At 30.8% G+C, this 12,815-nt stretch carries 9 protein-coding genes, 1 tRNA gene and 1 rRNA gene; 5 read left to right on the plus strand and 6 right to left on the minus strand.

Features of this window, described 5'->3' with window-relative positions:
• Positions 1-46 precede the first annotated feature (46 nt).
• Entirely contained in the window at positions 47-1,666 is a 1,620-nt protein-coding gene (locus tag Gromo_RS01495; RefSeq protein WP_231158707.1) for a FecR domain-containing protein, read from the plus strand.
• A 426-nt stretch (positions 1,667-2,092) separates the two neighbouring features.
• Here the strand turns inward: Gromo_RS01495 and rpsD are convergent, their stop codons facing one another.
• From rpsD to Gromo_RS01510, 3 genes are all read right to left on the minus strand, one after another.
• Entirely contained in the window at positions 2,093-2,716 is a 624-nt protein-coding gene (rpsD, locus tag Gromo_RS01500) for a 30S ribosomal protein S4 (protein ID WP_231158708.1), read from the minus strand.
• Positions 2,717-2,841: 125 nt separating this feature from the next.
• Positions 2,842-5,142 carry a UvrD-helicase domain-containing protein gene (locus Gromo_RS01505; RefSeq protein WP_231158709.1) on the minus strand — a complete coding sequence of 767 codons (2,301 nt, stop codon included), beginning with the start codon at positions 5,140-5,142 and terminating at the stop codon, positions 2,842-2,844.
• A complete protein-coding gene (locus Gromo_RS01510) occupies positions 5,123-7,003 on the minus strand; it encodes a hypothetical protein (protein ID WP_231159303.1) in 1,881 nt (626 codons plus the stop codon). The genes Gromo_RS01505 and Gromo_RS01510 overlap by 20 nt, the downstream gene beginning before the upstream one ends.
• Between Gromo_RS01510 and Gromo_RS01515 the strand changes: the two genes are divergently transcribed.
• The 3 genes from Gromo_RS01515 (at position 6,915) to Gromo_RS01525 (ending at position 10,144) form a co-directional block, all read left to right on the plus strand.
• Positions 6,915-7,724 carry an endolytic transglycosylase MltG gene (locus Gromo_RS01515; RefSeq protein WP_231158710.1) on the plus strand — a complete coding sequence of 270 codons (810 nt, stop codon included), beginning with the start codon at positions 6,915-6,917 and terminating at the stop codon, positions 7,722-7,724. The two genes, Gromo_RS01510 and Gromo_RS01515, sit on opposite strands and share 89 nt — an antisense overlap.
• 56 nt (positions 7,725-7,780) lie before the next feature.
• The gene (locus Gromo_RS01520; protein ID WP_231158711.1) at positions 7,781-8,608 is read left to right on the plus strand and encodes an enoyl-ACP reductase FabI; all 828 of its coding nucleotides are present in this window, start codon (positions 7,781-7,783) and stop codon (positions 8,606-8,608) included.
• Positions 8,609-8,713: 105 nt separating this feature from the next.
• Positions 8,714-10,144 (plus strand): Clp protease/crotonase-like domain-containing protein, encoded by a 1,431-nt coding sequence (locus Gromo_RS01525; RefSeq protein WP_231158712.1) that lies wholly within the window; start codon positions 8,714-8,716, stop codon positions 10,142-10,144.
• Between the two features lie 466 nt (positions 10,145-10,610).
• On the opposite strand, the gene xth is transcribed toward Gromo_RS01525, so the two are convergent.
• The 3 genes from xth to Gromo_RS01540 all read right to left on the minus strand — a co-directional run bounded on the left by xth (position 10,611) and on the right by Gromo_RS01540 (position 12,610).
• Entirely contained in the window at positions 10,611-11,411 is an 801-nt protein-coding gene (gene xth, locus Gromo_RS01530) for an exodeoxyribonuclease III (protein ID WP_231158713.1), read from the minus strand.
• Between the two features lie 437 nt (positions 11,412-11,848).
• Positions 11,849-11,965, minus strand: a 5S ribosomal RNA gene (gene rrf, locus Gromo_RS01535).
• A 57-nt stretch (positions 11,966-12,022) separates the two neighbouring features.
• Positions 12,023-12,610 (minus strand): hypothetical protein, encoded by a 588-nt coding sequence (locus tag Gromo_RS01540; RefSeq protein ID WP_231158714.1) that lies wholly within the window; start codon positions 12,608-12,610, stop codon positions 12,023-12,025.
• 120 nt (positions 12,611-12,730) lie between these two features.
• On the opposite strand from Gromo_RS01540, the gene Gromo_RS01545 reads away from it, so the two are divergent.
• Positions 12,731-12,801, plus strand: a tRNA-Cys gene (locus tag Gromo_RS01545).
• Positions 12,802-12,815 lie beyond the last annotated feature (14 nt).

Here is a 12,815-nt window from a genome sequence, read left to right on the forward strand (position 1 = left end):
ATTGAAACTAACATATATTTATCAAAAAATCATATTTACAATTACGATGACAATACTTTTATCTGGCTGTGAATTAAGAAAAAGACAAGTCATACAACAAAATACCAGCCCATTTGATAAATTTAAATATCAAGAAATTAGGCCTATTTCTGAAAAAAAACCGCATCGTAAAATCTCAAGTAAACTTCGTCAAGAAGTTACTATCTACATCACCAACCAAGTAAATATCAAAGAATTGTTAGCATCAATCGCATCCAAATACGGAATAAATATTGTGATAGATAAGGGGATAACAGAAATTCACGCAATATCTTACAACGCTGAGAAAAAACCACTAAACGAAGTAATCGAAGATTTGTGTGATATAATGTCCCTTAGATACTACATCAAGAACGACACAATATACATAAGCAGAGACACTCCATATCTTCAGACTTATTCTGTATCATTTTTATTTGCCACGAGAACTAGCAAAACTGATAGCTCTATATCAACTAACATGGGAACGAAAAATGAAAACTCTGGAATAACAAATGAATCACGTAGTCTTATAGAATCACTAACTGAACTTGATTTCTGGAACGAGCTAGAACAAAACATACTCTTTATTCTCAATAATAAGGACATATCTTATAGAAGAAATGAAAAGAAAAAAAATGAAGAAGAAAAAGAGTCACAACCTGATCATAATGAAAAGCCAACTGATAAGAGATGCATGCTACACAAACAAGCTGGACTAATATCAGTTTACGCAACAAGAAGACAACATAAAAATGTTAAAAGATATATATCAAAACTTAAGAAAATGATCTTCACTCAAATAATCATCGAAGCGAAAATAATAGAAGTCGAATTGAGTGAAAATTTTCAACTTGGAATAGATTGGAATATATTTAAACACATTGTTGATTTTCCTGTAAAAATTCTCCTACCATTTGGTAATGGAGATGCAAATAACGAAAATACATCATCTAATCAACAAAAATCACTTACTCTTGGAGATCCAGACACACAAGTAGCAATAAAAGCACTGCAAACTTTTGGAAAAATTGATATAGTATCTAACGCATTTATGAGGGCACTAAATAATCAACCAGTCTCAATGAAAGTTGTCGAAAATTACCCTTGGTTCAAATTGTCCAGAACATCAACATCAACAATGTATCAAAGAAATTCTGAAACAACTTTATCAAGTGAAATAAACGTCATTCCGATAGGTGTAATTCTTAAAATTCAAGCTTGTGCAGATGATTCCAAAAAATATATAACTCTATCAATAAATCCAGTGTTATCAAGAATTACAGATTTCAAAATCGACCCAGCTGTATCTATAGAAGCTGCAAAAAGTGGAAATCAAAAAATTCGCTCTTCAATTCCAGTTGTTCAGTACCAAGAAATAGACACGTGGATAAAAATCGAAAATGGAGCAATGATCATAATTGGCGGATTAATAGAAAATTCAAAAATACAAAATTCATCCGGGGTTCCAGGTTTGGCAAACAGAAAAATCCTAAGAAATATCTTTGGTAATGAAACAAAACAAAGAAAGCACCGCGAGCTAGTTATTCTACTTTCTGTAAAAATCGACAATTTTGATGAAGATGACGATATTTGCAATAACACTTTAGAACAATTTCCCAACCCTGATACGAGCATCGTTGAATGAACAATAATTCATAAGCAGTGAATAAAAAAATTCCAACTACTGAAGAATCCTATTAGCCATCTAAATGGAGTAATATTCACTCAACAAAACTTCTAAATATTCTGATACATCAATATGCAAGTTCATTCCACCCATCATTTAATTGCTTAAACAAATTGTACTAAAATTCATCAACTATGATATCAAATACAATGGAAAGCTCAATTAACAAGTATCGTAATGGAGACAATGATTTTTCTACAGGACAAATCAGACAAAATTGGTTATGAATCTATAAAGAGAAAATTATATCGCGCCAACTGCATAATATCTAAACATAACCAATAAAGCTAAAACAACAAAACTTGAACCAAAAAAGTAATTTCTCTAAATTTGCTTAAAATTTTATCAAGAACTACATTAAAGAATCAGATCATCAACAATAAGTTACACGCTTCTAGAATACCACTCAACAATCAAGTTCAAATTTATCACCATAGGATATGGAATTTCTTCAAAATCCGGCACCTTCAATAGCTTAACCTTAAATTGATCTGCTTGAAAATAGGATGGAATAGGCCTATGAGCATTTCCAAAAGAATTCTTTACAAGATCCATCGCTTTTGCTTTCTCTGATAACTCAACAACATCCCCTTCTTTTATTATATATGACGGAATGTTGACTCTTTTACCATTAACAAGAATGTGATTATGAGAAACTAGCTGCTTTGCAGAGAAAATAGTAGGAGCAAAGCCAACTCTATACACAACAGCATCCAACCTTCTTTCAAGCATAGCTACAAAGTTACGACCAGTATCACCTTTAGCAGATTTAGCATTTACAAAGAACCTCTTGAATTGCTTCTCAACTATATTACCATAATGGGCTCTTAATTTTTGCTTTTCCATCAACTGCATTCCATAATCTGAGAGTTTTTTCTCCATACCATCATGCCTTTGACCAGGCTTATGAGGCCTTTTATCGAAAGTACTCTTATCTTTATGCAAGTGCCACAAATTAACTCCAAGTTTACGACTGATCTTATGCTTAGCTAACAAACGGTTCGTCATTAAGTAGTATAACTCAAAAAAATACGATCAATGGTACATTGGTAATAATTATTATGTCAATGATAAATAACTTGAACACCAAAACTCACCAACTTTTACTCATCTCTATTGAGCATTTAACAAATTCACTTAAGTAAATTAGGATTTAGCTTAGAGATTTGAAAATACCAGGCGTTATTGGTAGATAAAGGACTATTCCAACCACCAACATATAATCGAGATTTGGCTCTGGTCATAGCAACATAGAGCAATCTATAATACTCTTCAATATCAACATCAAGAGGAGGAACAGTTGTATCTGGCATAAAGATCACTTCAGATTCAAGTCCTTTTGCAGCATGCACACTAAAAATTCTCACTCTATTTTTCAATTTAACTGAATTTATACTAGCTAATTTTGCAGACAACCACTGTAAGATAGATTGCATACAATTTACGCCATCATACTCATACAAAATGGACAAAAACTGATCAAAAATCTCTAAATCTTTCATCTTCATGATCGCATATGCTTTTGAAAAAAAATCAAAGATATCGTCTTTTCGATCAAAGACATCTCTTACAATATTTGATATATCACGATAAAGTGGATTGGTCATGAGATTGGCCATAATACTCTTATTTTTATCAATTTGCAAAATTTTCAATATAGCTGAAGTACTCATTCCAATAGATTTTAGTACTTCACTAGCATGAAAGTTACTACTCATATCACAGCATAATCTTGCAAAATTTAATAAATTAATGACTAAAGGAGTATCAATCAACTTCGCTGAAAATGATGAAGTGAATAAAATTCCACTTGCATCAAACTCTGCAACCAAAGCATTTAACATCTCATTTCTGTTTCTGAGCAAAATCATAATATCGTTAGCAGTAAATCCTTCACTAAACAAATCTTTTATAGTTATCACAATTTTTTTTGCTAACTTATGTTGAGGAGATGCCTTGTCATCTTTCATAATCAATGGCCAGATTTCAACTTTACTCATTTTTCCACAAGTAATATGCCCTTTATAATATCTCTCTATTTTAGTATTAAAAAAGACATTATCCACACATTTTAGTATTTCATCTCCACACCTATAGCACTTATTAAGATGCAAGATCTCAAATTTTCTCTTACTATTTTCAAGCAAAAATTTAAATCGCTGATAGTATTCATAAAATAAATTTTGATTTGCTCCATGAAATCCATATATAGACTGTTTTGGATCACCAACTACACATAAACTTATCTCTCCCCCAGAACATAAAATATCCTCAAATAATTTATAAATTATAGACCACTGTTTTGGATTAATATCTTGTGCTTCATCAATCAAGATGTGATCTATACTTCCATTAATAAATTCCGAAACAGAGATTTTATTATTTGAAACGAGATCAAACATCTTATCAATCAAATCGTCATAATCAAGCATTCCATACATATTCTTGAGAAGAATATATTCTCTCTTTACCAAAAGAGCAAAGTAATTTATAGCAAAATCACGTATATTCTTCTTCAGAAGATGAATTTTCTGCGTTAGGTCAAGAACTTCACTCGCTTCACTTAGCATAAAATCATTCTTCTGACAGACTTTTCTTATCTCTCCTGTAGTGGTAATGAATAGGCTTTGGTAGTCAAAAAATGTCTCAATGCAAGGATTTTCAAACCAAGGCAATTTACCGAACTTATTCATCACAAATTGATGTACTTCATCTCGATATTCATAAAAATGAGAAATCATGTTAGAAATTTCACTTATTACATTCACAATATTTGTTATGTTGGCTGTGTATTTATTCCTTGCTTTTTCAAGCACAGAGTCAAAAAAGCTATCCATTTCAAATATCATTCCCAAAATAAGATGAGTAATATCAGAACTTAATCTATCAGCAAGTTCAAAGTCTCTTTGCAAGATATCTGCAAAACTTAACGGAGTTAATTCTCCCAAAACGTTATTAGTTGCTTGTAAAAAAAAATCACTGTAGTCATCAATAACTTCAAACCCTAATGGAATGTTTAATGCAGCTGAAAATTTATTTAAAATATCCTTACAAAAACTGTGAAAAGTCTGAACTCGAACCCAGGATTTTTTTTGAGATAATTCGTACAAACGCTTTATTATACTGATCTGAAAATTCTCCATCTCATACTGAGTCATTCCTTTAACGTATTCAAATATCAAGCTATCACCTATCAATTCATCAATAGCAACATCAGCCCAATACTTTATACGCAATAGAATTCGCTCATTCATTTCATTTGTAGCCATATTTGTGAAGGTAAAGCATAATATACGAGTTGGATCAAAGGAAGGATTGTTAATCAATTCGCTTATCAACAGACTCAAAACTCGATCTGTCAGGGCTTTAGTTTTTCCACATCCTGCCGATGCTTCTATCCAAACATTAGTGTTCTTATCGAGATGAATTTTCATTCAATGATCTCTTATAATGCTTGAAATACCAATGTAATAAATCAATAATTCTGCTTATACACTTATCATCTATTTTAACTTTGGATAAAAATATCCCTTGTCTAAATTTCATAACATAGACATCAAAAGCTTTGAATTCATGATGCAAAACATATGGCAACAAAGCGGCAATAAACTTATAATCGTCTTTTTGGTAAAATGAGTACACAACCACTATCAATTTACCATCTTTAAGAAAGATCATCTCATTTAGAACAAATTCAACAGTAATTTTACTCAAAAACGAAGAGAATTCATCATCTTGCTCACCAAGAAACTTCAAATTCAATTTAAATTTTTGCTCAAATTTATGCCAAATGCAATTTTCAGCAAATTCTCTCAATAATTTCAGATATGTTGGCATCAAAAATTTCATTTTATTTTGAATGAAAAAATTATTTTCGCTAGCAATATCTCGTAGAACTTTTGCTAAACAAAATTCACATTTTTCCTCAGTGAATGAATTTTTATTCATGAGCTCCACCCATTTTATAAACAATCTTTTTAGAGAGATTTTATAAGAATCAAAAGCTCTAATACGCATAACGTCTTGAATCAAAAAATTTTCAAAACTATTTTTTTCAAAATCATAAGATAACGATCGAACATTCAAACAAACATCCTTATGCTCCCATCTCAGACAATCATCCCCACCTTCAGCATAGACGTACGAATCAGCAGCTTCATTTTTTACGTAACTTTTATAATCAAATCTCTTAACATAAATAACTGAATGACTACCATCCTCACGTTGATTATCTATCAACATAGTTCCATTACGAAAAGAAGAATGATTAAAGCACAGATTTACCAAACTTCTCTCAGAGTCAATCTGATTTGCAAAATTCTTATATAAGTTCAAAATATCTTTCAAAAATAATGAGTAGTGAATCGATAAATTTTTAACTATACAATCTTCTGAATATATTAGCACATTTTGCAAAAAATGCACAAACGGATTGGTAAAATTCAAGCTCACATCCTTACATATATTTAAAATTTTTGAAAAAACCACAATATGCTGATTAAATAAATCTAATAAATTGTTTGACTTAAAATCCAAATTCAAAAAACAGCGTATCTGATCTGTCAAAACTTTCCTTTCAAATAAGATAGAGTCGTCATCTGAATCGTTTAGCAATTTAGCTCCATACATAGTATCCAGTATAAGTTGTGCGACAATGTGCAAATTTTTCTGACTTGCTGATAACAAAAATATTTTTTCTAGCGCCGCATGCACATCTTGAACCCAGAAAGCATCACTTAATTTCGCAAAAAAATCAAAATCGTAAGTAAAAACACTTAGACTTGCCTTAAGCTCATTTTTCGCAAAGAGATATTTTTCATAGCTGAATGAATAAAAAAATTCTTCAAATTCTGCAATATCTTCACTTCTTGTTCTGCCTATCATACATGATAATTTATTCAATATTACATCATAAATCATACGCATGTTATTTTCTGTAATACCAAAAGTCTTGGAAAAGTTCATATGATCCAACTTTCCTTGTAAAATCAAAATTATTGCATGATGTATCACTCGTCTTATTACACTAAAATTCATATTTGAAGTAGTTTCACATTGTAAACTTAATACTTTAGTATAAAATTCGATTACATTAGGAATGTCAGACTGACCATTGTTATCAACCATATTCACATGCGTGGTATTTTTTTTAGTATTTATCTCAGACAAAATCCTTTTCAACATTGGAGATTGCAAAGAGAACATAGTGATATTAGTAGAACCTGATGAAACTATCAACAGCATCGCAACAAAATTAGTACAACATGGAATAATCTTCAATAAAAGACTATTCATTATATATATGAATATCTTGCACAAAAATATACAACCTGGAGAATACATAATACAAAAAAACACTCCAACATTCTTAGTCGTAGAAAAGATACAGTCAAAAAATAGCTTAGTAAGAAAATTGCGAATACCAGATGGAAGTACATTGTATCAAGTGATATCAATTATCGAAAATACTCAAGGCCTTTTTGGAGAAATGCCAAAACTGGATGATGGAGATATATTACCAGATACATATTTCTTCATTTATGGGACTAAAAAAACACAACTTATCTTAAATATGAAAAATGCTATGAATAAATTTGTAAAAAATGCATTTCAAAACTACATTACTCATATTCAGAATAGTAAAAATTTCGAAAAATATATAAATGTTATAAAGAACGAACGAGATTTGATCATTCTAGCTTCAATCATCGAAAAAGAATGCATACCTATTGAAATGCCTATAGTTGCAGGTGTATTCATCAATAGATTAGTCAAGAACATGAGACTTCAAGCCTGTTCAACAACAAAAAATTCATTATATAATACGTACAATTTTCACGGATTGCCGAAAAATCCAATATGTAACCCTAGCAAAGCAGCGATTGACTCTGTAGCCAATTTCTCATTTCATGATTTTATGTACTTCAGACTAAATTCTGATACACATTTACATATATTCTCAAGAGATTTCAGGAAACATGTAAAGGCAGGTCATGCTTGTAAATCAAGAACATAATAGATTCGTATTAAAAATTATGATACATTGTACGAAAGGTTTTTTGATTATTAGAAATGAGTCAATCTCAAAAGGTAAATCCTATAATGCAATCAAAAAGAGGTATCGTATTTGGAGTAGCAAATGATATGTCAATAGCTTGGGGAATTTCAAAAGCACTCCATGCAGTTGGAGCTGAAATTGCTTTATCGTACTACGGTCAGTCTATACAAAAAAGAGTAAATGAACTAAAAGATCAAATAGACTGCAACATAGTTTGTGAATGTGATGTATCAAATGATGAAAGTATAGAAAATTTCTTTAAAAATATCTCGCAATATTGGGAATCCATCGACTTTATAGTTCACTCTGTTGCATTCTCAGACAAAGACCAACTACGGGGATTGTATATTAACACCACTAGAGAAAATTTCAAAAACACCCTTGATATATCATGCTTTTCATTAACTGCAATCACTCAAAAAGCAAGAAAAATGATGAAAGAAGGAACTTCGATTCTGACATTGAGCTTCATAGGCGCAGAAAAAGTCATTCCTCACTACAACGTTATGGGGGTTGCAAAAGCGGCACTCGAAATGAGCGCAAGATACCTTGCAGCTGATTTAGGACCAAGCGGCATAAGAGTAAACACAATTTCTTCAGGTCCAATAAGAACACTGGCAGCATCTGGCATAGGAGATTTTCGGTATATTTTTAAATGGAATGAGGAAAATGCTCCTCTAAAAAGAAATGTAACAATTGATGAAGTCGGTCAATCAGCGGTATATTTGTTGAGTGATATGTCATCTGGAGTTACAGGCCAAACAATATATGTTGATTCTGGATACAACATCACTGGCATGATAATGTCGGATCATTACAAAGCTGAAAACGAAACAAATTAACATGATTTTACAAATACTAATAAATCTTGCAAATGGATTTATAAAAAAATTATGATACTTTACTATCTATAAATCAGAATTAACCTTATGATGTGTGATTTCATAATGGAGATATATAAAAAGCTGATACACAAATCTCTGGTTACAAAATTCAGAAACCAAGTATTGGCATTAATATTTTCAAGCAGCTTTATAGTAGGAACGATTTTCGTTGGATCATACTTCGTAAAAGAAAGAAATTCCATACCAAGCGGTGATATATGCGTACATATAGATATGAAAAAGCATTTACTTATCTCAATATGCGATGACATGCAGGTAACCGACATAAATGAGCAAAATTTCTGCAATTTCTTATCAGAACTAGTGTGCATAGCAAAAAACTCAAGCATAAAAGCTATTGTTGTAAATATACAGGAAGGTCTCAATATTTCTATGTCAAGAATCATTGATTTATGCAAAGTACTAGAATACATAAAAAATAGCAACAAAATAGTTTACATATATATGGATAGTATAGATCATATAGGAATGCTTTTACTTGCAAATGCATGCAACAAAATATATATGAACATCGCGGGAAATGTATACATATCTGCTCCAGATTATTTCAGTAATAGCTTTGAAAATTTCATAACCAAAATAGCAGATGAATTATTGGATTCTACAGTATGTGAAGAAGGACCTCCCCATGATGATACAGCAAAATATGTGAAAAAAGCCGAAATAATATCTCAAATACAAAACAAAGCACTTTATAAGTGCATTAACCTTATGGAGAAATATATAGAAACAAGAAAAATAGATAAGAACAGATTTAAATATGAAATGTCTGCAAATGAAGCAAAAAACATTCACTTAGTAGATGAATTGATATACGACATAGATGAGATATTTAACGATATATCAATAGATTCTAAACCTATAACGATAATATCATTTCAGCAATTCAGTAACTTCTTAAGAATCAATGCAAAAAAAATGTTCAAAATTGTAGCTATCGATGATAAAAATCATGAAACATCTCTGAAAACAATAAAAAAGATGGTAAAGAAACATGAAAGTAAAAATAGCAAAAAAACAAATTACATCATAAGGATCAGTACCGCATCAACAAATCCTACAATATCGAGAAAAATTGTATACTTCATATCAAAATTACCGAAACCTCAGACTTTTATCTCGTTATCAGACATATGTTCAATAATTGAATTTAATATAGCGTCACACTGTAAGCAGATTGAGATTAATGACTTTAGCTTGATATATCTATCACCAAATGGATTATCAAATGATCTATACAAAACATTTGTAAAAGAAATAGCATATAACCTAGGTAAAACACCAGAGGTAGTAAAAAAATCTCTATTGTACCCAAGATTAGGTTATGAATACTCCAACTTCATTCAAAATCAACAGAGCTCGATACTAGATGTAATGCAAGTCGAGTTTTTAAACGTTTCTTCATTTCATATATTTAAAAAATATTTAAAATCTATATTCAAATTTATTACAAAAATTAATGAAACTGAATAAAATTTTCCAAAATTCTATTACAATCTGACGAGTAAAATGACTAGAGATTAGCATTATAAAATAGATGGCATAAAAATAGAAAAAAGCAACAGATGAAACAATCAAAAGCTCAAAAAAAACACTGATAGTAAAAAAAATATAGCAATGATAATTAACACAACCACAATAATAAATAAAAGTTGTAAAAGATAAGAAATAAGAATGGTATGATTATTAAAATAAACAAGATGGTAAGAATACTCTAAGTAATACATCTATCATCATAGGTGGTTGATCTCAAAAATAAATGCAAGAATTATAATTGTCTATGGAAAGCTCCAATATTTAAAGAATCTTGTTTTATCAATTCTTTATTAATTCTCTTACATTTAGCATTTCTCACAATATTGAGTGATTTACAGTTGAACCCACTATTTCTTAGTGTTGCAAGGCCATTTTTAATGGATATAACTCTTATGTAAGCTGACTATACATCAAAAACCGCATATATTGGCGCATGATCACTTGTCTTTTGCAGAGATCGCACATTTTTGGACACACCACCAAATAAGAATTTTTGTTTTGCCTTATCACATACCAAAAAATAATCTATTCTCAAGCCATAGTTCTTAAGAAATGCTTGATGTCTGTAATCCCACCATGTAAAGTCATTCCTTCGTTCCCCTAATGTAACATTAAAATCAACATTCGTATCATCAAAATTTTTGCATAAAATGTCGTGCATTCCTGTAGATTGGACCTGACTCAGCCATTCTCTTTCACTTGGAGTACAAGCAACAACACCCTCCCACTGCTTTGGATTCCAAACGTCTCTATCAGTTGGAGCAACATTATAGTCACCACCAAAAATTAAAATTTCGTTAAATTTTTTCAAATAAATGAGTCTTTCTTTCAATTTTCTAAAAAAAACCTCTTTGTACTTGTAGTGAGGATCACATACATCACGTCCATTTGGAATATAGACAGATGCAACTCTAATTCCTGCGGTAAAGCAATCAATATAACGAGCTTCTTGCTCAGAATGCAATGAATAGCAGACATCATCAATGGAATATTTAGATAAAATCGCCACTCCATTGTAAGATTTTTCTCCTGCACAAACAGAGTTATAACCTAACGATAATATATCTTCGTAAGGGAATTGATGCGACTGCACCTTTGTTTCTTGTAGTAGTATAATATCTGGCTTCTCTTCATTTACGAGGAACTCCAGAATTGGTAGTCGCACTCTGATTGAATTGACGTTCCAAGATACGATTTTAATCATAATAATCATCACCAATAGAAGAAATTATGCCACAAATAAGAACTCACTCAAAAGAATTTGCAAAATTTAATTGAGTTAATCGATTTTTATCACCGCAGATAATTTAGAAAAAGAAATTCGCATACAACATCAAAGCAATCAATTGCATATAGTTGAAGTAATATTAAAATTACTGAAAATCTTGATCATCAAACTTACTCAATATTTATAGTTAATGCAAGGATTTTGCTCATAGACAGAAACTGAATAGCGAACTAGATATCAGAGGTTTTCTGAAAAGATGAAATTAACCGAAAGGGAAAGTAGTTTTTAAATATAGTTGCTAGAAATAAGCATCTAATCTAAAATTCCAACACTAGAAAACATTATTTGAGAATGCTAACAAATGTCCACAAACAAATATTCGTAGAATAAATAACAAAAAGAAATTAGAGCAAGCCCGGCAGCGACCCACTCTCCCACTGCCTTAAGACAGAGTACCAAGGGCGATGAATGGTTTTCACTTTCGAGTTCGGAAAGGGATCGAGTGTTGCCCAATCTCTATTACCACCAGAACTAACTCTATAGGAGATAATAATTAATCCCTTTCAAAATTGCAAGTAATTTAGAAATTATTTTTTATTTTTTAAAAAACCTCGCATGTCAAGCAAAATTCTTGTTCTCAATTCACAATCAATTAGATCAACAAGCATATCAATCAAATGAACAACATCTCCTCGACATAAATTTAATTTTTCTAAATGAGAGTATAATTCCTTTATTCTACAATCATCACAATGATGCAAAATTCTTATAAAGAATAAATCTAAATACAAAAAATTTCTGAAAAAATTTATTTCAGCAGTACGAAAATATATTGCAGAGTCTAGAAATTCTAGAAGAGAGCGATGCAAAATCTGAAAATCACTTAACAAACAAGATGCTTTGCTAATACTATTGCACAAATATTGTACCATATAGCATAAAAGTGGCATTTCAAAAATGGCAAGCAAATGCAAGTTATCTACATAAAAAACACTCCAAGATCCGATAGATTTCTCAGATTTTCTTTCTAAAATGCCACGAATAATTGAACTAACCTCAAATTTTTTTCTTGAGATTCCACGTAAAACTCCCACATCTGTCAAAACATCAATAATGAAGTTGTTAGAGAAAGTTTTTTTGAGTAAAATTACAACTCCTTGGCCGGACCAATACACAATATCTAAGATGGGAAACTTAATTTTATCAAAGATACTTAACGAAACAAATACTTTTTTATAGAGCCTTTTTTGAATATCACATAGACGAAATTTATTTTTTGCATTAATATATATCGTGGCCGAATGGCAGAATGGTGATGCAGAGGACTGCAAATCCTTGAATGTCGGTTCGATTCCGGCTTCGGCCTTAAAATTTTAACAT

Source organism: Candidatus Gromoviella agglomerans, from assembly GCF_021065005.1.
Lineage (GTDB): Bacteria > Pseudomonadota > Alphaproteobacteria > CAJXXZ01.

What these genes read in the sequence shown, in the direction of transcription:
- Gromo_RS01520 (WP_231158711.1), top strand. Translation starts at nt 7,781, where the DNA reads ATGAGTCAATCTCAAAAGGTAAATCCTATAATGCAATCAAAAAGAGGT.
- Gromo_RS01510 (WP_231159303.1), bottom strand. Translation starts at nt 7,003, where the DNA reads ATGAATAGTCTTTTATTGAAGATTATTCCATGTTGTACTAATTTTGTT.
- Gromo_RS01505 (WP_231158709.1), bottom strand. Translation starts at nt 5,142, where the DNA reads ATGAAAATTCATCTCGATAAGAACACTAATGTTTGGATAGAAGCATCG.
- Gromo_RS01495 (WP_231158707.1), top strand. Translation starts at nt 47, where the DNA reads ATGACAATACTTTTATCTGGCTGTGAATTAAGAAAAAGACAAGTCATA.
- xth (WP_231158713.1), bottom strand. Translation starts at nt 11,411, where the DNA reads ATGATTAAAATCGTATCTTGGAACGTCAATTCAATCAGAGTGCGACTA.
- Gromo_RS01525 (WP_231158712.1), top strand. Translation starts at nt 8,714, where the DNA reads ATGGAGATATATAAAAAGCTGATACACAAATCTCTGGTTACAAAATTC.
- rpsD (WP_231158708.1), bottom strand. Translation starts at nt 2,716, where the DNA reads ATGACGAACCGTTTGTTAGCTAAGCATAAGATCAGTCGTAAACTTGGA.